This window comes from Cupriavidus plantarum, assembly GCF_905397285.1.
Taxonomy (GTDB): Bacteria; Pseudomonadota; Gammaproteobacteria; order Burkholderiales; family Burkholderiaceae; genus Cupriavidus; species Cupriavidus plantarum.
In genome coordinates this window covers 814,967-838,380 of the sequence record NZ_CAJPUX010000001.1, presented here as the reverse complement: position 1 = coordinate 838,380, position 23,414 = coordinate 814,967, and the positions used below count along the sequence as shown (strand labels likewise).

Genomic DNA, 23,414 nt, shown 5'->3' with positions numbered 1-23,414 from the left:
CAGAGCCATGCGCATCATGAGCAAATCCCTAGATTCCCAGCACTATCCAAGAGACCTGATCGGCTACGGTGCCGAACCGCCGCACGCGCGCTGGCCTGGCGGCGCGCGCGTCGCGCTGCAGTTCGTGCTCAATTACGAGGAAGGCGGCGAGAACAACGTGCTCCATGGCGACGCGGGCTCGGAGCAGTTCCTGTCCGAGATCATCGGCGCGGCGGCCTACCCGGACCGCCACATGAGCATGGAGGGCGTGTACGAATACGGCTCCCGCGCGGGCGTCTGGCGCATCCTGCGCGAGTTCGAGCGCCGCGGCCTGCCGCTCACCATCTTCGGCGTATCGATGGCGCTGCAGCGGCACCCCGACGTCACGCGCGCGTTCGTCGAGCTCGGTCACGAGATCGCCTGCCACGGATGGCGCTGGATCCACTACCAGAACATCGACGAGGCCACCGAGCGCGAGCACATGCGCATCGGCATGGAGATCATCCAAGAGCTGACCGGCTCGATGCCGCTCGGCTGGTACACGGGCCGCGACAGCCCGAACACGCGCCGGCTCGTGGTCGAGCATGGCGGGCTGCTGTACGACGCCGACTACTATGGCGACGACCTGCCCTTCTGGACCGAGGTGAAGGTCACGGGCGGCGGAAAGAAGCCGCACCTCGTGGTGCCCTACACGCTCGACTCGAACGACATGCGTTTTGCCACGCCGCAGGGCTTCAATACCGGCGAACAGTTCTTCCAGTACCTTAAGGACGCGTTCGACGTGCTCTACGAAGAAGGCGATCCGAACGGACTCGATCGTCCCAAGATGCTGTCGATCGGCATGCATTGCCGCCTGCTCGGCCGCCCGGGCCGCTTCCGCGCGCTGCAGCGCTTTCTGGACTACGTGCAGGAGCACGACAAGGTCTGGATCTGCCGCCGCGTCGATATCGCGCGTCACTGGATCGAGGCGCATCCGTACGGAGGGCAGGCATGAGCACGGCAGGCACGCATACCACCATCGCCGCGCTGAACGCGATGCCCGAGGCCGAGTTCGTCCGCGTGCTCGGCGGCATCTACGAACACTCGCCGTGGTTCGCGGAAGCGGCCGCGCGCAAACGCCCGTTTGCCGATCTCGCATCGCTGGCGGCGGCGCTGCGGGAGGCCGTCGATGCGTCGGGCCGCGACGCGCAGCTGGCGCTCGTACGCGCGCACCCGGAACTCGCGGGCAAGGCCGCCGTGCGCGGTGAGCTGACCGACGAGTCCACGCGCGAACAAAGCGGCGCGGGCCTCAACCTGTGCACGCCGGAAGAATTCGAGCGCTTGCAGCAGCTGAACGCGGACTACAACCGCAAGTTCGGCTTTCCATTCATCCTCGCGGTCCGTGGCTACGATCGGCACGGCATCATCGCGGAATTTGCAAGGCGCATCGACAATGCGCCCGACGTCGAGTTGCAAACGTGCATCAACCAGATTCATCGCATTGCGCAGTTTCGACTCGACGACTTAGTATCCGGCTGAGCCAAAACATGGCCGGATAACAACAATACGGAAGAGAAAGAAGAGAGAGCACGAACGTCGTATGCCGCGCCGGATTGCGGCAGCGCCCGTCAGAGGCGCGCCGCGCCGGCGACCCACAGCGGCCCAGCACAACGTTCGGCGCAGTTTCAAACCACGGAGGTCTTTACCCATGTCGAAGCACTACAAGCCGGCTCTCAAGCTGGCGGCGATCGCGGCTGTCCTGTATTCGGGCGCCACCCTGGCGCAATCGGGCGTCACGCTTTACGGCCAGGCCGATATGTTTGTCGGCGGCATCAAAAGTCCGGGCACTGGCGAGCGCGCCTTCGTGGCGAACTCGGGCGGCATGCAGACGTCCTACTGGGGCATCAAGGGTTCGGAAGACCTCGGCGCCGGCACGCGCGCGATCTTCGACCTCAACGCGTTCTACCGGACCGACAACGGCCGCGTCGGCCGCTTCGATGGCGACTCGATGTTCAGCCGTAACGCGTTCGTCGGCCTCGAGAACAGCAACTACGGTACGCTGAAGCTCGGCCGCAACACGACGCCCTACTTCGTCTCGACGATCATCTTCAACCCGCTGATCGACTCGTACGTGTTCTCGCCGATGGTGTTCCACACGTACCTGACGGCCGCCAACGGCACGGTGTTCGATCCGGGCATCATCGGCGACTCGGGCTGGAACAACTCGCTGCTGTACTCCACGCCGACGTGGGGCGGCCTGACCGCCAACTTCATCTACGGCCTGGGGGAGAACGCGGGCAACTACAGCCAGAACAAGTGGGGCGGCAACGTGACCTACTTCAATGGCAACTTCGGCGCGACGCTGGCGTTCCAGCAGGTCAAGTTCGACAACGCGCCGTTCGATGTCACGAACTCGACGAACCCGCTGCTGACTGGTGTCAGCAAGCAGACCGCGGTGCAGGGCGGTATCTCGTACGACTTCACCATCGTCAAGCTGTTCGCCCAGGCGCAGTACATCAAGACGAGCATCAGCGCGGCCAATCCGAACGGCGACATCAAGCATACGAACGGCCAGGTCGGCGCGTCGGTGCCGGTGGGCGCGGGAGCGGTGCTGGCGACGTACGCGTACGGCAAGACCGAGAACGCCGTCTCGGACTTCAAGCGCAATACGTTCGCGCTGGCCTACGACTACAACCTGTCGAAACGCACGGACGTGTACGCGGCCTACTACTACGACAAGATCACCGGCATCGAGCACGGCGACAGTTTCGGGGTAGGCATCCGTCACAAGTTCTGACGCGGCTCGCTAATATGCCGCGCTGCGGCATTGAAGCGAGATTGAAAGCGGGCACTCCATAGACGGATTCAATTGGCGACAGTCTCCTCACAGTCCTTAAATGGGTTTCCGGACTCTGTGCCGGAACCCCGAGACAGGAACGAGTGAGGTGACTCATGCGGCGCTATGCGAAAACCCGTTCGGAATTGATGGCAATCCTGAGCCAGTGCCTGGATAACAATCCAGAGTGCGGTGAGGTGGAGCTGCACGCGATGCGCGTGCACCGGCCCGATCACACCGGTTGCAACTGGAGCGCGGAAGTGGACTTCCGCGAGGATACCTTCGACGACGTGACGCAGCAGCTCGCGGCCGCGCGCTCCATCATCGTGGTCATGCGCGAGCAGTACAACGTGTTGCAATAGCTGCGCACACAGGGAAAGGAAAAGCCGGGTCCAAGGACCCGGCTTTTTTTTAGGGCGTAGCGCTGACGTGGGCCCAATGCTGGCCCAATGCGGGCCCAACGCGGGCCCACCCCTAACTCAACGCAGCGCGCCAGCCTCCGCTACCGCCACCGCCGTCATATTGACGATCCGGCGCGTCGTGGCCTGCGGGTTGAGGATGTGCACGGGCTTGGCCGCGCCCAGCAGGATCGGACCGACGGTCACGCCCTGGCCACCCGTGATCTTGAGCAGGTTGAACGCGATGTTGGCCGCGTCCAGCGTCGGCATGACCAGCAGGTTGGCGCTGCCCGCCAGCTTGGTCGTCGGCAGGAAGTGACGGCGCACGTCCTCCACCAGCGCGGCGTCGCCCTGCATCTCGCCTTCCACCTCGAGGTGCGGCGCTACCTGCGACAGGATCTCGGCGGCCTCGCGCATCTTGCGGGCCGACGGACGCGTGGAGGACCCGAACATCGAGTGCGACATCAGCGCGACCTTCGGGTGCAGGCCGAAGCGCGAGATTTCCTCGGCGGCCAGCTGCGTGATGCACGCGAGTTCTTCGGCCGTGGGATCGTCGTTGACGAACGTGTCGGTGATGAACAGCGTGTATTTCTCGAGCATCAGCGCGTTCATCGCCGCGAACACCTTGGCCTCGGGCTTCATGCCGATGACGTCGCGCACGTGCTCGAGGTGGCCCTCGAAGCGGCCCACCGTGCCGCACAGCAGCGCATCCGCATCGCCCATGTGCATCAGCATGGTGCCGATGAGGGTGTTGGAGCGGCGCAGCGCCACCTTGGCCATGTCCGGCGTGACGCCATCGCGGCCACGCAGCGCGTGGTAGGCCTCGTGGTACGCGCGATAACGCGGATCGTCCTCGGGGTTCACGAGTTCGAAGTCCACGCCCGGACGCAGGCGCAGGCCCGCCTTCTCGATACGCATCTGGATCACGTGCGGGCGGCCGATCAGGATCGGACGCGCGAGGCCTTCGTCGACCACGCTCTGCACCGCGCGCAGCACGCGTTCTTCCTCGCCCTCGGCGTAGGCGACGCGCTTCGGCGCGGCCTTGGCGGCAGTGAACACCGGCTTCATCATCAGGCCGGTGTGATAGACGTAGTGCGTCAGTTGCTGGCGATAGGCTTCGAGGTCCTTGATCGGACGCGTCGCCACGCCCGATTCCTCGGCCGCCTTGGCCACGGCCGGTGCAATCTTCTCGATCAGGCGCTGGTCGAACGGCGTCGGGATGATGTAGTCGGGACCGAACTTGAGCTCGGCGCCACCGTAAGCGGCGGCCACGGCGTCATTGAGCTCGGCCTCGGCCAGCTCGGCGATCGCCTTCACGCACGCGAGCTTCATTTCTTCCGTGATCTTGGTCGCGCCGCAATCGAGCGCGCCACGGAAGATGTACGGGAAGCAGAGCACGTTGTTGACCTGGTTCGGGTAGTCCGAACGGCCGGTCGCGATGATGCAGTCGGGCCGCGCGGCCTTGGCGACTTCCGGCCGGATTTCCGGTTCCGGGTTGGCCAGCGCCAGGATGATGGGCTTGTCCGCCATCGTCTTGACCATGTCGCCGGTCAGCACGCCAGCGGTCGAGCAACCCAGGAACACGTCCGCGCCATTGACGATGTCGGCCAGCGTACGGGCCGTGGTGTCCTGCGCGTAGCGCGCCTTGTTGGCTTCCATGTTGGCGTCGCGGCCCACATGGATCACGCCCTTCGAGTCCACCACATAGACGTTCTCGCGCTTGACGCCCAGGCTCACCATCGTGTCCAGGCACGCGATCGCCGCGGCACCCGCGCCCGACACCGCCACCTTGACGTTGCCGATTTCCTTGCCCACCACCTTCAGGCCGTTCAGCAGCGCCGCCGCGGAGATGATCGCGGTACCGTGCTGATCGTCGTGGAAGACGGGAATGTTCATGCGCTCGCGCAGCTTCTTCTCGATGTAGAAGCACTCGGGCGCCTTGATGTCCTCGAGGTTCACGCCGCCGAGCGTCGGCTCCAGCGCGGCCACGATCTCGACGATCTTGTCCGGATCATGCGCATCGAGCTCGATGTCGAACACATCGATGCCAGCGAACTTCTTGAACAGGCAGCCCTTGCCCTCCATCACGGGCTTGCCGGCGAGCGGACCGATGTCGCCCAGCCCCAGCACCGCCGTACCGTTGGTCACCACGGCCACGAGGTTCGCGCGCGAGGTGTACTCGGCGGCCATCGCCGGATCCTTCGCGATCTCTTCGCAGGCATACGCTACGCCCGGCGAGTACGCCAGCGACAGATCGCGCTGGTTCGACAGCGCCTTGGTTGCCGTGACCTGGATCTTGCCCTTGGTGGGACTACGGTGATATTCGAGTGCGGCGAGGCGCAGTTGCGCTTCAGGACTGTTGGGGGCGTGTTGCGGCGCAGCATCCGCTGCACCGGTAGTCTTGCTGGTCATTCTGCTCGTCCGGGATGAGGCCCTGCCCGACGATGTCCGACGTCGATAGTCGATGTCGATGAGCGATGTCGATAGGCAAGGGCCGAAAAATTCGAGCAGCCATTCTAGCCCAGCGCGCTCGCGCGGTGGGCCTTCTTCTCTTCAGTTTCCGTACTACCAGAGTTGCCTCCGGCCGACCTACTGTCTGGCCTCCTGTCTGCCCTACTGTTTGGCCTTCTCCACCTCCAGTGTCACGCGCCTCGGCCGGCCGCTTTCGCCCGGAAAGTCGGCAAACGCGCTGCGGATCATATAGGGCATAACGCCCGCGAGGCTACCGCCCTCGGTGGTATTGCGCGCGGTGACCTGATAGACGCGCTTGCCGGACTTCGCATCCTTGAAGAACACCCGCAGGCTGGCGAACGTCACGGGCACGTCGCGCACGACGGTCTGCGGCGGCCAGTAGCCCGGGCCCCAACCCCACGGGCCGTAGGGTCGATACCAGCCACCGTAGCCGCCATAAGGCCCCCAGTACGGGCCCCACGGTCCGTACCACGGGTCCGCATAGACGGTCTCCGCCACGCGCACCATGCCGGGGACCGCGTCATAGTCCATGCTGACCAGATACCGTGCCTTGCCCGCCGGCAATTGTTCGAATCCCACGCCCGACAGCGCCGCCGCGAGCCATTGCTCGTACGTGGTGCGCTCGAGCTGTACCTCCTGCTGAGCGGCCTGTTGCGCCGTGTTCTCGAAGGCGTAAGTCCTGGGCGCGTCGTTCTGCCACTCCGGCTGGCGGAAGGCGGTGACCTCGGTGGTGATGGTGCTCGCGCAGCCGGAAAGCCAGAGCGCGGCCAGCAAGGCCAGCCCCAGCCGGTTGGAAATGTATTGCCACATATTCGATCCTTCCCCGCCTTCTTATTGAACGTTCGTACCACGCTATTCAGACCGGCCGCGCTGACGCGTGTTCCCAAGGCCGCGCTCCCCGAGCCGACCTCCTTCAACCCCGTTGGCTACAATGAGGACTTCGGCGCCCAGACCGGCGTGACCGGCCACGCGTCGCCCCACCCCGATTTCCGAACACAGGATTTCCCATGCTCCGCACCGATACGCCCGTTACCGTCTATCGCAAGGACTATACTCCGCCCGCGTTTGCGATCGACCATGTCGATCTGGTGCTCGAACTCGATCCGCAACGCACGGTCGTCACGAGCACGCTGGGGTTTCATCGCGCGCCCGGCGCGGCCGCCGATGCGCCGCTGGTGCTCGCCGGCGAGGAGCTCGAACTGGTCGGCGTGCGCCTCGATGGCGAGCCGTTCTCCGGTGTGACCACCGCGACGGGCTCGCTCACGCTGACCGGCCTGCCCGCGCAGGGCACGCTGGAGATCACCACCGCGTGCAACCCGGCCGCCAACACCACGCTGTCCGGCCTGTACGTCTCCAACGGCAATTTCTTCACGCAGTGCGAGGCCGAAGGCTTCCGCCGCATCACGTACTTCCTCGATCGCCCGGACGTGATGACGACCTACCGCGTCACGCTGCGCGCGGATCGTGCCGCCTATCCGGTGCTGCTGTCCAACGGCAATCTGCTGAGCGAACGCGACCTGCCCGATGGCCGCCACGAAGCCGTCTGGGAAGATCCGTTCCGCAAGCCGTCGTACCTGTTCGCGCTCGTGGGCGGCAAGCTCGAATGCATCGAGGAGCGAATCACCTCCGCGTCCGGCAAGGAGAAGCTGCTGCAGGTCTGGGTGGAGGCGCAGGACCTCGACAAGACGCGCCATGCGATGGACTCGCTGATCAACTCGATCCATTGGGATGAGCGCCGCTTCGGCCTCGAGCTCGATCTCGACCGCTTCATGATCGTCGCCGTCGGCGACTTCAACATGGGCGCGATGGAGAACAAGGGCCTCAACATCTTCAACACCAAGTACGTGCTGGCCAACGCGCAGACTGCTACCGATGTGGACTTCGCCAATATCGAGTCCGTGGTCGGCCACGAGTACTTCCACAACTGGACCGGCAACCGCGTGACGTGCCGCGACTGGTTCCAGTTATCGCTGAAGGAAGGCCTGACGGTGTTCCGCGATCAGGAGTTCTCGGCGGACATGATGGGCTCGGAGTCGGGGCGCGCGGTCAAGCGCATCGAGGACGTACGCGTGCTGCGGCAGGTGCAGTTCCCCGAAGATGCCGGTCCGATGGCGCACCCGGTGCGACCCGACAGCTACGAGGAGATCAACAACTTCTATACCGTCACGGTGTACGAGAAAGGCGCCGAGGTCGTGCGCATGTACCAGACCCTGCTCGGCCGCGATGGCTTCCGCAAGGGCATGGATCTGTATTTCGAACGCCATGACGGGCAGGCCGTGACGTGCGACGACTTCCGTCGCGCGATGGCGGATGCGAATAACCGCGACCTGACGCAGTTCGGCCTCTGGTACAGCCAGGCGGGCACGCCGGTGGTGACCGTGCGCACCGCATGGAACGCGGATGCCGGTACGCTGGACGTGACGCTGGCCCAGCGTTGCCCGAAGGTCGGCATCGAGACGCGCGCCGGCACGCCGGAGAAGCAACCGTTCCATATTCCGTTCGCGATCGGCCTCATCGGCAAGGATGGCGAGGACCTGCCGCTGCAGCTGGCGGGCGAAGCCGCGGCGGGAGACACCACCCGCGTGCTCGATTTCACGCAGGCCGAGCAGACCTTTCGCTTCGTCGGCCTGCCAAAGGGCGAGGCCCCGACGCCTTCGCTGCTGCGCAATTTTTCGGCGCCCGTCATCGTCGACTACGAATACAGCGACAGCGCGCTGACGTTCCTGCTCGAGCACGACAGCGACCCGTTCAACCGCTGGGAAGCGGGCCAGCGCCTGGCGACGCGCGTGCTGCTCGAACTCGTCGGCGATGCGCAGGCCGGCCGCGAGCTCAAGCTCAGCAAGGCGCTCGTCGAGGCGTTCCGCACGGTGCTCACCGACGGCGCGCTGAACCCCGCCTTCCGCGAACAGGCGCTGATGCTGCCGGCCGAGGCCTACCTCGCCGAACGCATGGGCGTGGCCGATCCCGCCGCGATCCACCGCGCGCGGCTGTTTCTGCGCGAAGGCCTCGCGCGCGCGCTCAAGGCCGAATGGCTGGCCGCGTACGAGTCCAACGCGACGCCCGGCCCGTACTCGCCCGACGCCGATTCCGCCGCGCGCCGCGCGCTGCGCAACCTCGCGCTCGGCTATCTGGCGGACACGGGCGATGCCGACATGCAGGCGCTGGCGGATCGCCACTACGCGGAGGCGGGCAACATGACGGACCGCTTCGCCGCGCTGTCCGCGCTGGTCAACAGCTTCGCGCCGGGCCGCGAGCACGCGCTGGCGGACTTCTATCAGCGCTTCGAGAACGACGCGCTCGTCATCGACAAGTGGTTCTCGCTGCAGGGCATGCAGCGCGGCGAAGTGGGTCCGCACGCGGGCAAGCGCACGATCGACGTGGTGCGCAACCTGATGGAACATCCGGCCTTCACGCTGCGCAACCCGAACCGCGCGCGCTCGCTCATCTTCAGCTTCTGCTCGGGCAACCCGGCGCAGTTCCACGCCGAGGATGGCTCGGGTTACGAGTTCTGGGCGGATCAGGTGCTCGCGCTCGATGCGATCAATCCGCAGGTGGCCGCACGGCTGGCGCGCGTGATGGACCGCTGGCAGAAGTACGCGCTGCCGCTGCGCGACCGCATGCGCCGCGCGCTGGAACGCGTGTCGGCGTCCTCGACGCTGTCCCGCGACGTGCGCGAGATCGTGGGCAAATCGCTGTCGGCCTGATTGACCAGCCTGATTGGCTGACATAGAGGACATTTAGGCTCGACACAGGCGGCGCCACGGTAGAATGGCGCCGATCCAAGGAGAACCCACCATGACACGCATCAGTCTCACCCGATATCTGGTCGAGGAGCAGCGCAAGCACAACACGATCCAGCCCGAGCTGCGGCTGCTGATCGAAGTGGTCGCGCGCGCCTGCAAGGCCATCTCCAACGCCGTCAGCAAGGGCGCCCTCGCGGGCGTGCTCGGGTCGGCCGGTACCGGCAACGTGCAGGGCGAAACGCAGCAGAAGCTCGACGTGATCGCCAATGAAGTGCTGCTGGACGCCAACGAATGGGGTGGCCACCTCGCGGCCATGGCGTCGGAGGAAATGGATTCGTTCTACGAGATCCCGAACCGCTATCCGAAGGGCGAGTACCTGCTGCTGTTCGATCCGCTCGACGGCTCCTCGAACATCGACGTCAACGTGTCGATCGGCACCATCTTCTCGGTGCTGCACATGCCGAAGCCGGGCCAGACCGTGACCGAGGCCGACTTCATGCAGCCGGGCACGCATCAGGTCGCCGCCGGCTACGCCGTCTACGGCCCGCAGACCACGCTGGTGCTGACCGTCGGCAACGGCGTGCACATGTTCACGCTCGATCGGGAGGCGGGCAGCTTCGTGCTGACGCAGCAGGACGTGAAGATTCCGGAAGACACCAAGGAATTCGCGATCAACATGTCCAACATGCGCCACTGGGCCCCGCCCGTGCGCCAGTACATCGACGAGTGTCTGCAAGGCGAGGAAGGTCCGCGCGGCAAGAACTTCAACATGCGCTGGGTGGCCTCGATGGTCGCGGACGTGCACCGCATCCTGACGCGCGGCGGCATCTTCATGTATCCGTGGGACAAGCGCGATCCGGACAAGCCGGGCAAGCTGCGCCTGATGTACGAAGCCAACCCGATGGCCATGCTCGTCGAGCAGGCGGGCGGCGCGGCGACCAACGGGATCGATCGGATTCTCGATGTGGAGCCGACCAAGCTGCATCAACGCGTGTCGGTGATCCTCGGCTCGAAGAACGAAGTGGATCGCGTCACGCGTTATCACAGGGAGGCGGAAGGGAAGGCTTGATCGCCGTCCGCCCCTGCTCACCCGTGCCTGCCCCCTCTCCATGGAGAGGGGGTTTTTATTTGATCATTCCGCCCGGCCTTTTCCGATCGCGTGCGCAGAGACCTGCACGTGCGCTGCACAAAAAAAATGGATCGGGGGCTTCACAAAGCTCGAAGTGGCTGCTAATATCGCGGTCTCTATCCGATGCGAAACAAAACGCAACGGGGTGGGCCGAAGTAGCTCAGTCGGTAGAGCAGCTCATTCGTAATGAGAAGGTCGGGGGTTCGATTCCTCTCTTCGGCACCATGTAAGCATTCAAGATCTGCAGTTTTCGAAACCCGCGCAGCGCAAGCTCCGCGGGTTTTTTGTCGTCCCGGCGCAGCGCGGGTCATCTTGCGCACCGCATGGTTTGCCATGGCAGCTTGACGAACTCTGCAGACAATTCTGCATTTAAAGACTTCTGCGATTCAGAGACCACGCATGAACCTTCACACTCGGTTCGTTTAAGCGTGAACACCTTCTCCCTCAACTCTGCAATCGCTCGCCACATCATGGTCACAACCTTTCGCAACACGGTCCTCTTCCGCATCGCCTGCATCCTTTGCACCGCGCTCGCCGGCGGCGGCGCCCATGCCGCCGAGTCGGCGCAACTGACGATCCGGGGCGTCATCAAGCCCTCGGCATGCACTCCGACGCTCTCCGGAGGCGGCATCGTCGATTTCGGCACGATTCCCGTCACGTCACTGAGCCATGCCGGACCCACACGATTGCCCGCAAAGGACGTGGCGCTGACCATTACGTGCGATACCCCGACCAAGGTCGGTGTCGTCTCGATGGACAACCGGGCCGGCACGGCGGACGCCGCGGCGGGCGATGTATTGCCGGCTCGAGGCCCGGACGTGCTCTTCGGCCTGAACGCCGTGGGGGGCAGAAACGTGGGCGCGTACAACGTGCAGTTCTCGACCGATGCCGGCGCGGCGGTCGCGGACAGCGAGCCTGTCGATGTCTTGCGCTCGGAGCGTGGCCGGGCATGGCGGACGTTGGGCACCGCGGGCGGCACCGCGGCTGGAAACGGCGCCACCGGAAACCCGACCATGTTCACGTGGGCCGGTCTGGGCGCGCAGGTACCGGGCGCCTACAGGATCATCGCGCAGACGATCCGCATCACGGTCGCGATCGCTCCCGCGCTGACGCTCCCGCCTCTGACACGGGACATCCCGATCGACGGCTCGGCCACGTTCTCGATCAGGTATTTGTAGGCCTTCAACACAAGCGCCAGGCCACTGCCGATCGCGCTTCCTATCGTCAGTGGCCGTTTCAGTTTTTTAGGCCTCTGACGATTCTGGCCTCCTCCATGCCGACCCATACTTCGATTCGTCGCGGCCACACGCCGCTCTTTCCCCTCACGAATCGAAGCGCCATGCACCTGCCACGCACCGCCTTAGCCGGTCTCTTGACGGTCACTGCCATCGCCACAGCCATCGGGGCTGCCACCGCCGCCGACTCGGCAGATCTCTCGGTCAAAGGCGCGATCAAGCCCTCTGCCTGCAACGTCAACCTGTCCAGCGACGCCGTCGTCGATTTCGGCACCATCGCCGCTTCGTCGCTCAGCCCCACCGACATCACCCGCCTGACCGCCACGTCGTTTTCCCTCACGATCCAGTGCGACGCCGCCACCAGGATCGCCGTCACCACGATCGACGGCCGCAAAGGCACTGCCGATCCGGCGGCGGGCAGCGCCATCAACGCATCCAGCACGGCGTGGTACGGCGCCGGCAACATCGACGGGCGCCCGGTCGGCGCGTACACCCTCCGACGCGACGAAGACACGACGACCACAGCCGACGGCGCCGAAGCAGCGATCCTCTTCTCGCAGGACAACGGCCAATCGTGGAGCAACACCATGCCCACCGACTGGGCCGAACCAGAACACCGCACCCACGCCTGGTCCCCCGCCGGCGCATCGAGCCCCGGCGCCTACAAAACCATCTCCCAACAGTGGCGCCTGGACTTCGCCATCGCGAAACGAAACGACCTCCCACCGCTGATCGACGCGATTCCACTCGATGGCGTCATGACGTTCCAGGTGAAGTATCTGTAAATGCAGAATTGTCACCAAACGATGCCGTCACATCGCCAATCCAGGGCGCGTCAAAGCATGACATTCCCGGCACGTTCGGCCGGAATTTTCCCCTCGCGGCATAGCCGATTTACGAACTATGAGGCCTTTTCCGTTTTTAGCTTTTTTACGATTCAGAGATAGCCGTCCAACGACCAAACTTCAGTCGTTCCAGCGCGAACACAACTTCTTAACTCTGAGAAACATCGCAACATCATGAACACGACTATTCGCAACACCGCCCTCGCCTCCATCCTGTTTGCCGCCGCTTCCGGCGCCGCCTTCGCCGCCGAAACGGCTGACCTGTCCGTAAAGGGTGTTATCAGGCCCGCAGCTTGCAATGTCACCTTCGCCGGCGGTGCTATTGTGGATTTTGGCACTATTGTGGCTAGCACACTGAGTGCAACTGCGCCCACTATTCTCCCCTCGAAGGAAACCTCATTCACCATTTCCTGCGATGCGGCAACCAAAGTTGGCTGGAACACTGTCGATGGCCGAGCGGGAACAGCGAACACGGCTGCGGGCCAAGCAATCTTCAACAACAGCACCGCATGGTTTGGGGTCGGAAGTGTAAGTGGCAAGAATATTGGGACTTACACGATTGACATGCGAGGCACAAGCCAAACGCAGACTGCAGACGGCACAAATGTCGATCGGATCAACTCGCATGACTCGGGTGCCACCTGGGCTAACAACGCATCTCTCGCAACGACAAACGACGCAGCGCGCGTGATGTCATGGGCCCCCACCGGCACTCTGATTCCCGGTAGCTACAAGAACATCACGCAACCCCTGAAGATCACACTTGGCATCGGCCGCACCAGTGAACTTCCTGCACTGACCCAGGAGATTCCCATCGATGGCGTTGCTACGCTGATGGTGAAATATCTCTAATTAGTGAAACGGCACGAATTGAGAGAAGGGCCTGCATTTATAAATCGGGTCACCTTGCAATCCAGTGCCGCCTTTCTCTAGATATCAACTAATCCGTCGCTGCAACGCCGTCGCAGCGCCACATCAACATGGCCCGCCATACCGGCGGGCCATTTGCGTTACCTATAGCATTCGACCTTTCTCACACCAACCCCAACAACCCCGCCCCAGCGCCACCAGCGCCAGCGGGTGCACCTTCGTCGTCAGCATCAGCCATACCGTCAGCAGTGTGACCGCGATGGCGGTCCAACTGTGGTCTACGCTGGCTGCGAGTAGCCAGCCGGTGGACATCAGCAGGCCGATCAGAACTGAGAGGCCCTTTTTGATCAGGTTGGGCCAATGGGCGTGCGGTGCTCGGCCGGCGGAGTATTCGAAAGCTCAGGGCGATGAGGCTCAGGGGGCCGATCATGCCGGTCATGGCGGCGAAGGTGCCTTGGGGTGGCCGGCTACCTGCCAGCCGCACAGCGCGACGAAGAGGATGTTGGGGCCGGGCGATCCTTCCGAAAAGGCGTCGAGGAATCCGCATCGTCGCGCGTGGATGTCGCCCAACGATAACCAGGACTCGACAAGGAGATGGACTCACGCCCGCGCCGCCACAGCTCCGCGGGCTTTTCTGTGCCCAAGCTGTCACGCTACGCCGCCATTTTCATAGCAGTTCTACTAACCCGGCGGAGCTTTCCGCTTTTAAAGATTTTGCGATTCAGAGATAGCCGTCCAACGACCAAACTTCAGTCGTTCCAGCGCGAACACGACTTCTTAACTCTGAGATACATCGCAACATCATGAACACGACTATTCGCAACACCGCCCTCGCCTCCATCCTGTTTGCCGCCGCTTCCGGCGCCGCCTTCGCCGCCGAAACGGCCGACCTGTCCGTAAAGGGTGTTATCAAGCCCGCAGCTTGCAATGTCACCTTCGCCGGCGGTGCTATTGTTGATTTTGGCACTATTGTGGCTAGCACACTGAGTGCAACTGCGCCCACTATTCTCCCCTCGAAGGAAACCTCATTCACCATTTCCTGCGATGCGGCAACCAAAGTTGGCTGGAACACTGTCGATGGCCGAGCGGGAACAGCGAACACGGCTGCGGGCCAAGCAATCTTCAACAACAGCACCGCATGGTTTGGGGTCGGAAGTGTAAGTGGCAAGAATATTGGGACTTACACGATTGACATGCGAGGCACGAGCCAAACGCAGACTGCAGACGGCACAAATGTCGATCGGATCAACTCGCATGACTCGGGTGCCACGTGGGCTAACAACGCATCTCTCGCAACGACAAACGACGCAGCGCGCGTGATGTCATGGGCCCCCACCGGCACTCTGATTCCCGGTAGCTACAAGAACATCACGCAACCCCTGAAGATCACACTTGGCATCGGCCGCACCAGTGAACTTCCTGCACTGACCCAGGAGATTCCCATCGATGGCGTTGCTACGCTGATGGTGAAGTATCTCTAATTAGTGAAACGGCACGAATTGAGAGAAGGGCCTGCATTTATAAATCGGGTCACCTTGCAATCCAGTGCCGCCTTTCTCTAGATATCAACTAATGTCGTTGCAACGCCGTCGCAGCGCCACATCAACATGGCCCGCCATACCGGCGGGCCATTTGCGTTACCTATAGCATTCGACCTTTCTCACACCAACCCCAGCAACCCCGCCCCCGCCCCCAACGCCACCAACGCCAACGGGTGCACCTTCGTCTTCAGCATCAGCCACACCGTCAGCAACGTGACCGCGATGGCGGTCCAGTTGTGGTCTACGGTCGCGGCGAGGAGCCAGCCGGTGGACATGAGGAGACCGATCGTTAGCGCGGAGAGGCCTTTCTTGATCAAGGTGGGCCAGCGTGCATGGGGAGCCTTGCCGGCGAAGTATTCGAAGCTCAGTGCGATGAGGCTCGAGGGGCCGATCATGCCGGTCATGGCGGCGAAGGTGCCTTGGGGGCCTGCTACCTGCCAGCCGAACAGCGCGACGAAGAGGATGTTGGGGCCGGGCGACGCCTGGGAGATGGCGTAGAGCGCCGAGAATTGCTGGTCGGTCATCCAGTGGTTGGCTTCCACCAGATAGCGATGCATGTCGGGGATGGTTGTCGCGCCGCCGCCGATCGACAGTAGCGACAGCATGCCGAAATGGCCCAGCAGGCTGCGGAGGATTTCCGGTGTGGTCATGCGCGCTCCTTGTTGAGGGCGCGGTGTTCCAGATACAGCGCGATGGGTACGAGGACCGCCATGACGGGGACCAATGGCAGGTGCAGGAGGCCGATGGTGATGAACGCCGCGGTGCCGATGAGCAACGCTCGGATCGTTCTGGGTTGGCTTTGGGCTAGCCTGAGGCCTGTGGAAAGGATCAGGCCGGCTGACACTGCCGTCATGCCCGTCAGCATGCGGCGGACGGCTTCCACGTTCTGGTAGTGCTGGTAGAGGACCATGACGGTCAGCACGACTACCATGGGCACCAGCACGAGGCCTGAGAAGGCGGCCAGGGCGCCGCGCAGGCCTGCGAATCTCAGGCCCAGCATGAGCGAGACGTTGATGACGTTTGGGCCGGGGAGGACCTGCCCTACGCTTAGCACTTCTACGAAATCTTTGTCGTTGAGCCAGCGGTTGCGTTCTACGACTGCGCGTCTGACGAAGGGGAGGACGCCGCCGAAGCCGGTCAGGCCCATGCGGGCGAATTCGAAGAACAGGGTGCGGGCGGTGGGGGGCGGAGCCAGATCTGGCTCGGTCGGCGTGATCGGGGGCATGGCGTCGTGTCTCGTTGGCTTTTGTTAAAGCCTATGGTGCTTCTTGTTGGGGAGCGTGATGGGGGGCCCTCTCCCTCGGCCCCTCTCCCCCGGGGAGAGGGGGGCTTCGCCCCCCTTTGGGTCAAGGGGAGCCCTTACCCCCGGCCCCTCTCCCCGAGGGAGAGGGGAGAGAACAATGGGTTATTAACCTTTCACCCTCTCCCCCGGCCCCTCTCCCTCAAGGGAGAGGGGAGCAAACCGTTGGCATACGATGCTCTGGCGCTGCCCTCTCACAAGGGCGAGGGCAGCACCAGCGCATGTTGTCTCACCAAATCAACCCGCCGGTTCCGGCCGTACCGCTTCGATGCGTACGTCCTTCAGCTTCGCTTCCACCGCCTTGCCCTTCCGTGCCCGCTTGCCCACGAACGGCAGCAGCGTCTTGCCCTTCAGCGTCTGCGGTGGCAGCTTGCCGCCGCGTTGGCCGGTGCCTGAGACGATCAGGCCGGGGGCGCCAACGGCAATGGCTTGCAGCAGGGGCTCCTTGTCTTCGAGCTCCATCAGCATCACGCCGCGGCCGCCGGCCGAGAGGACCTTGATTTCCTCGAAGGCGACCAGCAGCAGCCGGCCGTTGCCGGAGACGCATGCCGCGTGGGTGGACTCGTCGGTCAGCGGTTCGGGCTTCAGCAGCACGTCGCCATCGTCGAGCGTGACGAACGACTTGCCGCCCTTCTGGCGGCTGGTCATGTCGCCGACCTTCGTCAGGAAGCCGTTGCCGCTCGATGCCGCCATCAGCATGCGTTGTTCGGCATTGCCCGCGAACGTGTGCGCGATCTGCGTGCCCGGGGCGAGTTCGATCAGCGTGGTCAGCGGGACACCGTCGCCACGGCCGCCGGGCAGGCCAGCGACCCCGACGGAATAGACACGGCCGTTGGTGCCGAAGGCCAGCAGCGTATCGATCGTGCGGCATTCGAACGTCGCGTACAGCGCGTCGCCGGCCTTGAAGGTGAACTGCTGCGGATCGTGGCCGTGGCCCTGGCGCGTGCGGACCCAGCCTTTACCCGACACGACGACCGTGACCGGCTCGTCGATGACACGAACCTCGGCGGCGGCACGGCGCTCTTCCTGGATGAGCGTGCGGCGCGGATCCTTGTCTTCCGGGCTGTATTGCTTCGCGTCCTGCTCGATCTCCTTGATGATGCGACGGCGCATCATCGTTTCGGACTTCAGCAGCACGTCCAGCTCGGCCTGCTCGTCGCGCAGCTTCTTGAGCTCCTGCTCGATGCGAATCGCTTCAAGCCGCGCGAGCTGGCGCAGACGAATCTCGAGGATGTCCTCGGCCTGTCGATCGGACAGGCTGAACGCCTCGATCAGCGCGGGCTTCGGCTCGTCGCTCTCGCGGATGATGCGAATGACCTCGTCGATCTTCAACAGCACCAGCATCCGGCCTTCGAGGATGTGGATACGATCCTCGACCTTGGTCAGCTGGAAGCGCGTGCGCTTGGTCACCGTCTCGAAACGGAACGCGATCCACTCGCGCAGGATCTCCGGCAGCCCCTTCTGACGCGGCCGGCCATCCTTGCCGATCATCACGAGGTTGATCGGCGCGCCCGATTCGAGGCTCGTATGCGCGAGCAGCGTCTGGATGAACTCCTGCTGCTCGATGTTCTTGCTCTTGGGCTCGAACACCAGCCGCACGGGCGCATCCTTGCCGGACTCGTCGCGCACCGCGTCGAGCACGCCAAGCACCGTGGTCTTGAGCTGCGTCTGCTCGGGCGTCAGCGCCTTCTTGCCCGCGCGCACCTTCGGGTTGGTGAGTTCCTCGATTTCCTCGAGCACCTTCTGCGCCGACGTGTTCGGCGGCAGTTCTGTCACCACCATTTGCCACTGGCCGCGCGCCATCTCTTCGATGGTCCAGCGCGCGCGCACCTTCAGGCTGCCGCGGCCGCCCTCGTAGATCTGCGCAATGTCGGCCGCCGGCGAAATGATCTGGCCACCGCCGGGATAGTCCGGCCCGGGCATCAGCGCGAGCAGCTCGGCCAGCGAGATGTTCGGGTTGCGGATCATCGCGACCGTGGCGGCCGCGACCTCGCGCAGGTTGTGCGGCGGGATCTCGGTGGCCATGCCCACGGCAATCCCGGAGGCGCCATTCAGCAGCACCATCGGCAGCCGCGCGGGCAGGACCTTCGGCTCTTCCTCGGAACCGTCGTAGTTCGGCACGAACTCCACCGTGCCAAGGTCGATCTCGTCGAGCAGCAGGCGCGAGATCGGCGTCAGGCGCGCTTCGGTGTATCGCATCGCCGCGGCACCGTCACCGTCTCGCGAACCGAAGTTGCCCTGGCCGTCGATCAGCGGATAGCGCAGCGAGAAATCCTGTGCCAGACGAACCAGCGCGTCGTACGCGGACTGGTCGCCGTGCGGGTGGTATTTGCCGAGCACCTCGCCGACCACGCGCGCGGACTTCACGGGCTTGGCATCGGCGCGCAAGCCCATCTGCTGCATCGCGAACAGGATGCGGCGCTGCACGGGCTTCTGGCCGTCGGTCACCTCGGGCAGCGCGCGGCCCTTGACGACGCTCACGGCGTAGTCGAGGTAGGCGCGTTCCGCGTAACGGGCCAGCGTCAGCGAGTCCGCCGGCTCATCGGGTTGATACGTAATGTCTTGTTGGTCGTCCATGGTAGGCAGGCAGACGGCACACGTGCCGAGGCTGAGCGGAGTTCCGGTCAGCGGAGGATTCTAAATGACTCGCGTGAATGGGAATACAAACGGGAGCCCAAACGGGACCACAAAGGGACGAACTACGGCATGTTGCGGCGGCCACCGATCACCATCCTGACGCGCGAGGGGCCGTCGCCACTGGCGGTACGGACCACCGGCATGCCGGCCGGCTGATACAGCTGATAGAACGCCAGAACGGTGCTCACATACTGCCGCGTCTCCGGGAAAGGCGGAATCTGGTTGTTGTAGCGCTGCACCGCGCCCTCGCCCGCGTTGTACGCGGCAAGCACCAGCTCCAGGTTGTTCGGGAACAGCTCCATGAGCCAGCGCAGATAGCGCACGCCCGCGGAGATGTTCAGGCGCGGATCGGCCAGCTTCTGCTCGACGGAGCGCTTCTTGTCGGCATTGACGCCGAAACGCGCGCCGGTGTCGGGAATGACCTGCATCAGGCCGATGGCGCCCTTCGGCGACACCGCCGTCGGGTTGAAGCCGGACTCCACCGCCATCACCGCTTTCACAAGCGCGGGATCGACGCTTTGCGCCTGCGCGATCTGCTGGATCATCGGATCGACCACCTTCAGGTTCGGATGGTTGAGCACGTAGCGATACAGCTTGCTCGCCTCGGGATCGCTACCGGCAGGCCTCGGCAGCGACGCGCGGTTGATGCCGCCGGCGCGCGGCAGATTGGCGGTGTCGAGCGTGCCGCCGTCCTTCATGAACAGCTTGTAGCGTTCGTCGAGCTTCTGGTCGGAGAAGTGCGCGACGCCGTCGCCATCGACGTAGCCATAGAGTTCGGCGCGCGCGGCGGACGTCGCGCACAACGCGGCAACGGCCAGCACGGTGGCTGCAAGCCGCCGGGTATGCCGTGTGAGCCTTGTCGTCGTGGTTGCGTCGCTCGCCATGCGCGTTGTTCTCCCTGGATGCGGTCTCGTCAGATGTCGGCCTCGACCTCGTTACCCTTTTCCTCGAGCCACGAGCGGCGCTGCGATGCTTCGCCCTTGCCCATGAGCATGTTCATCATGGTCACGGTCTGCGGCAGGTCGAATTCGCCAAGCGACACGGGCAACAGGCGGCGCGTGTCGGGGTTCATCGTCGTTTCCCACAACTGCTCGGCGCTCATCTCGCCAAGCCCCTTGAAGCGCGAGATCTGCCATGCGCCTTCCTTGACGCCATCCTTGAGCAGCTTGTCCTGAATGGCTTCAAGTTCGCCTTCGTCGAGCGCGTACAGCTTCTGCGCGGGCTTCTTGCCGCGCGCGGGTGCGTCCACGCGGAACAGCGGCGGACGCGCCACGCACACGTTGCCGTTGTCGATGAGCTTCGGGAAATGCCGGAAGAACAGCGTCAGCAGCAGCACCTGGATATGCGCGCCATCGACGTCCGCATCCGACAGGATGCAGATCTTGCCGTAGCGCAGGTTCGACAGGTCGGGCTCGTCGTTGACGCCATGCGGATCCACGCCGATGGCCACCGCGATGTCGTGCACCTCGTTGTTGGCGAACAGGCGGTCGCGCTCGGTCTCCCACGTGTTCAGCACCTTGCCGCGCAACGGCAGGATGGCCTGGAATTCCTTGTCGCGGCCCATCTTGGCCGAACCGCCGGCCGAGTCGCCCTCGACGAGGAACAGTTCGTTGCGCGTGACGTCGGTCGACTCGCAATCGGTGAGCTTGCCGGGCAGCACGGCCACGCCGGAGCCCTTCTTCTTCTCGACCTTCTGCGCGGCGCGCGTGCGGGCCTGTGCCTGACGGATGACGAGTTCGGCGAGCTTCTTGCCGTAATCGACGTGATGATTGAGCCAGAGCTCCAGCGCCGGCTTGCTGAACGTCGAGACCAGACGTACGGCATCGCGGCTGTTCAGACGCTCCTTGATCTGGCCCTGGAACTGCGGGTCCAGCACCTTGGCGGACAGCACGAACGAGGCGCGCGCGAACACGTCTTCGCTCATGAGCTTGACGCCCTTCGGCTGCAGCGCATGCATCTCGATGAAACTCTTCACGGCCTGGAACAGACCCTCGCGCAGGCCGGACTCGTGCGTGCCGCCGGCCGGCGTCGGAATCAGGTTCACGTACGACTCGCGCACGGGCGAACCGTCCTCGGTCCATGCCACGACCCACGAGGCCCCTTCGCCGTGGGCGAAGCCTTCCTCGCCGGGATTGTTGTCCGGATCGGCGAAATGCTCGCCCTCGAACATCGGAATCACGAGTTCGGCGCCGCTGCCCTGCGCGAGCGCTTCAACCAGATAGCCCTTCAGGCCCTGATCGTACTGCCACGTCTGCGTCTCGCCGGTCTTCTCGGTGACGAGCGTGACCTTGACGCCCGGCAGCAGCACGGCCTTGCTGCGCAGCAGGCGCTGCAGTTCGGCCTGCGGGATCGTCGCGGTGTCGAAGTATTTGGCGTCCGGCCAGACCTGCACGCGCGTGCCGTTCTTCTTCTCGCCGCGCTCCAGCTTGCGCGTCTGCAGCGGTTTGGTGACATCGCCGCCCGAGAACGTCAGCGTGGAATAGTTGCCATCGCGCCAGACCGAAACGTCCAGCTGCGTGGCGAGCGCATTGGTCACGGACACGCCCACGCCATGCAGGCCGCCCGAGAACGCGTACGCGCCGCCCTTGCCCTTGTCGAACTTGCCGCCCGCATGCAGACGCGTGAACACGATTTCCACCACGGGCACGCCCTCTTCGGGGTGGATGCCCACGGGAATGCCGCGGCCGTCGTCCTCCACGCTCACGCTGCCGTCCTTGTGGAGCGTGACGAGGATCTCGGTGCCGTGGCCGCCGAGCGCTTCGTCGGAGGCGTTGTCGATGACCTCCTGCACGATATGCAGGGGGTTGTCGGTACGGGTGTACATGCCGGGCCGTTGCTTGACCGGCTCCAGGCCCTTCAGGACCCGGATGGAAGATTCGCTGTACTGACTGGTTTTGCTCGCCATGGCGTCGCTACGGGAGTCGCTCAAATAAGTGGGTGTGGCCGCCGCGGCGGCCGGGATGCGCAGCATTGTAATAGATGGCCGCGGGCGCAATCGGTTCGCACAAGGTTGAGGCACCGTTCCTCGTGCGCGTCACTTTCCCGCGAACGGTCGTGCGGGAGTACACTTCTTTTTCGATTTCGCCGTGCCCCAAGCGCGTGCGCGGCGCCGCCCGGCGCCCTGAAAACATTCAAAACAATCCTAATAACGAGACATGCAACGAGACACTCCGAGCCACGACATGACCGACAGAAAACTATCCCTCACGACCGTGCTGGTGTGCGGCGGGCTGCTCGTCACGCTATCGATGGGTATCCGGCACGGCTTTGGCCTGTTCAACCTGCCGATCACGCAGGCCCACGGCTGGAATCGCGAGACCTTTGCCTTTGCGCTGGCCTTGCAGAACCTGATGTGGGGCGCGAGCCAGCCGTTTGCCGGGGCGCTGGCGGACAAATTCGGGGCGCTGCGCGTCATGCTCGTCGGGATCGTGCTGTATGTGGGCGGGCTCGTGGTCATGGCGCTGGCCTCGAGCGGCACGGCATTTGCCTCGGGCGCGGGGATCATGATCGGCATCGCGCAGGCTGGCACCACGTATAGCGTGGTCTATGGTGTGATCGGTCGCGTGGCGAGCGCGGAGAAGCGCGTCTGGGCGATGGGGATTGCCGCGGCGGCGGGCTCGTTTGGACAATTTCTGATGATTCCGGTCGAGCAGACGCTGATTTCGACCACGGGATGGCAGAACGCGCTGTTCGTCATGGCCGCGATGGCCTGCCTGATGCTGCCGCTCGCGTTTTCGCTGCGCGAGCCGAAGATGGCGCCGGCCACTGGCGGTCATCAGCAGACGATTGCCGAGGCCACGCGCGAGGCGTTTGGCAATCGTAATTTCCAGCTGCTGACGCTTGGCTATTTCGTCTGCGGGTTTCAGGTGGTCTTTATCGGCGTTCACCTTGCGCCGTATCTGAAGGAACAGGGCCTCGTCGATGCCAAGATCGCGACGGTGGCGCTGGCGTTGATCGGGCTGTTCAACGTGTTTGGCACTTATACCGCGGGGGCGATGGGCCAGCGCTTGCCGAAGCGTTACCTGCTGTCGTTCATCTATATCGCGCGGTCCGTGGTGATTGCCGGCTATCTGCTGCTGCCGCTGACGGCGGTCAGCACGTGGGTATTTGCCGCGCTGATGGGCTTCCTGTGGCTGTCCACGGTGCCGCTGACCAACGGGATCATTGCGCAGGTCTTTGGCGTGAAGTACCTGTCGATGCTGTCGGGCGTGGTGTTCTTCTCGCACCAGATCGGCAGCTTTCTTGGGGCGTGGCTGGGTGGGTTCCTGTTCGACAAGACCGGGAACTACAACACGGTCTGGTTGATCGCAATTGCGCTGGGCGTGCTGGCTGCTTTGGTGAACCTGCCGATTCGCGAACAGGCGCTGGTCCGGCCGCGGCCGGTGGCGGTGTGAGGGTGGATATGGGGACGCGGGAGCGGTGGCTCCGGGGCGCTGGCCTGGTGGGCCTT

General features: G+C 64.1%; 18 protein-coding genes and 1 tRNA gene. 12 read left to right on the top strand and 7 right to left on the bottom strand.

The window, feature by feature from the left end; all coding sequences use genetic code 11:
- The first annotated feature begins 16 nt into the window (after window positions 1-16).
- The 4 genes from puuE (at window position 17) to KHP16_RS03875 (ending at window position 3,156) form a co-directional block, all read left to right on the top strand.
- Window positions 17-973 (top strand): allantoinase PuuE, encoded by a 957-nt coding sequence (gene puuE, locus KHP16_RS03890; protein WP_415831426.1) that lies wholly within the window; start codon window positions 17-19, stop codon window positions 971-973.
- Entirely contained in the window at window positions 970-1,497 is a 528-nt protein-coding gene (gene uraD / locus KHP16_RS03885; RefSeq protein ID WP_211959613.1) for a 2-oxo-4-hydroxy-4-carboxy-5-ureidoimidazoline decarboxylase, read from the top strand. Before puuE ends, uraD begins: the two co-directional genes overlap by 4 nt.
- A gap of 169 nt (window positions 1,498-1,666) precedes the next feature.
- Window positions 1,667-2,755: a porin gene (locus KHP16_RS03880; RefSeq protein ID WP_109581704.1), complete on the top strand. Its 1,089-nt coding sequence runs from the start codon at window positions 1,667-1,669 to the stop codon at window positions 2,753-2,755.
- Between the two features lie 155 nt (window positions 2,756-2,910).
- A complete protein-coding gene (locus KHP16_RS03875) occupies window positions 2,911-3,156 on the top strand; it encodes a hypothetical protein (protein WP_109581705.1) in 246 nt (81 codons plus the stop codon).
- A 117-nt stretch (window positions 3,157-3,273) separates the two neighbouring features.
- On the opposite strand, the gene KHP16_RS03870 is transcribed toward KHP16_RS03875, so the two are convergent.
- The gene (locus KHP16_RS03870) at window positions 3,274-5,604 is read right to left on the bottom strand and encodes an NADP-dependent malic enzyme (RefSeq protein WP_109581706.1); all 2,331 of its coding nucleotides are present in this window, start codon (window positions 5,602-5,604) and stop codon (window positions 3,274-3,276) included.
- Window positions 5,605-5,805: 201 nt separating this feature from the next.
- Complete coding sequence (locus KHP16_RS03865) at window positions 5,806-6,474, bottom strand: DUF4136 domain-containing protein (RefSeq protein ID WP_179592877.1); 669 nt, start codon at window positions 6,472-6,474, stop codon at window positions 5,806-5,808.
- A 197-nt stretch (window positions 6,475-6,671) separates the two neighbouring features.
- Between KHP16_RS03865 and pepN the strand changes: the two genes are divergently transcribed.
- The 7 genes from pepN (at window position 6,672) to KHP16_RS03830 (ending at window position 14,967) form a co-directional block, all read left to right on the top strand.
- Window positions 6,672-9,368 (top strand): aminopeptidase N, encoded by a 2,697-nt coding sequence (gene pepN / locus KHP16_RS03860; RefSeq protein WP_211959612.1) that lies wholly within the window; start codon window positions 6,672-6,674, stop codon window positions 9,366-9,368.
- 91 nt (window positions 9,369-9,459) lie between these two features.
- A complete protein-coding gene (locus KHP16_RS03855) occupies window positions 9,460-10,476 on the top strand; it encodes a class 1 fructose-bisphosphatase (RefSeq protein WP_115951950.1) in 1,017 nt (338 codons plus the stop codon).
- A 209-nt stretch (window positions 10,477-10,685) separates the two neighbouring features.
- Window positions 10,686-10,761: transfer RNA gene (locus tag KHP16_RS03850), tRNA-Thr, on the top strand.
- A gap of 203 nt (window positions 10,762-10,964) precedes the next feature.
- A complete protein-coding gene (locus tag KHP16_RS03845) occupies window positions 10,965-11,714 on the top strand; it encodes a DUF1120 domain-containing protein (protein WP_211959611.1) in 750 nt (249 codons plus the stop codon).
- A 95-nt stretch (window positions 11,715-11,809) separates the two neighbouring features.
- Window positions 11,810-12,556, top strand: a complete 747-nt coding sequence (locus tag KHP16_RS03840) for a DUF1120 domain-containing protein (protein WP_211959610.1) — start codon at window positions 11,810-11,812, stop codon at window positions 12,554-12,556.
- A 234-nt stretch (window positions 12,557-12,790) separates the two neighbouring features.
- Window positions 12,791-13,468 carry a DUF1120 domain-containing protein gene (locus KHP16_RS03835; protein ID WP_211959609.1) on the top strand — a complete coding sequence of 226 codons (678 nt, stop codon included), beginning with the start codon at window positions 12,791-12,793 and terminating at the stop codon, window positions 13,466-13,468.
- A gap of 821 nt (window positions 13,469-14,289) precedes the next feature.
- Entirely contained in the window at window positions 14,290-14,967 is a 678-nt protein-coding gene (locus KHP16_RS03830; RefSeq protein WP_121491171.1) for a DUF1120 domain-containing protein, read from the top strand.
- Between the two features lie 179 nt (window positions 14,968-15,146).
- Here KHP16_RS03830 and KHP16_RS03825 read toward each other — a convergent pair whose 3' ends face one another.
- From KHP16_RS03825 to KHP16_RS03805, 5 genes are all read right to left on the bottom strand, one after another.
- Window positions 15,147-15,677, bottom strand: coding sequence for a chromate transporter (locus KHP16_RS03825; protein WP_109581713.1), 531 nt, complete (start codon window positions 15,675-15,677; stop codon window positions 15,147-15,149).
- Window positions 15,674-16,252: a chromate transporter gene (locus tag KHP16_RS03820; RefSeq protein WP_211959608.1), complete on the bottom strand. Its 579-nt coding sequence runs from the start codon at window positions 16,250-16,252 to the stop codon at window positions 15,674-15,676. The genes KHP16_RS03825 and KHP16_RS03820 overlap by 4 nt, the downstream gene beginning before the upstream one ends.
- 312 nt (window positions 16,253-16,564) lie before the next feature.
- Window positions 16,565-18,904, bottom strand: coding sequence for a DNA topoisomerase IV subunit A (gene parC / locus KHP16_RS03815; RefSeq protein WP_211959607.1), 2,340 nt, complete (start codon window positions 18,902-18,904; stop codon window positions 16,565-16,567).
- A 122-nt stretch (window positions 18,905-19,026) separates the two neighbouring features.
- Window positions 19,027-19,848: a lytic transglycosylase domain-containing protein gene (locus KHP16_RS03810; RefSeq protein ID WP_211959606.1), complete on the bottom strand. Its 822-nt coding sequence runs from the start codon at window positions 19,846-19,848 to the stop codon at window positions 19,027-19,029.
- Between the two features lie 29 nt (window positions 19,849-19,877).
- Entirely contained in the window at window positions 19,878-21,869 is a 1,992-nt protein-coding gene (locus KHP16_RS03805) for a DNA topoisomerase IV subunit B (protein ID WP_109582740.1), read from the bottom strand.
- 277 nt (window positions 21,870-22,146) lie between these two features.
- Here KHP16_RS03805 and KHP16_RS03800 point away from each other — a divergent pair, with 277 nt between their 5' ends.
- Window positions 22,147-23,358, top strand: coding sequence for an MFS transporter (locus KHP16_RS03800; protein ID WP_211959605.1), 1,212 nt, complete (start codon window positions 22,147-22,149; stop codon window positions 23,356-23,358).
- Window positions 23,359-23,414: the final 56 nt, after the last annotated feature.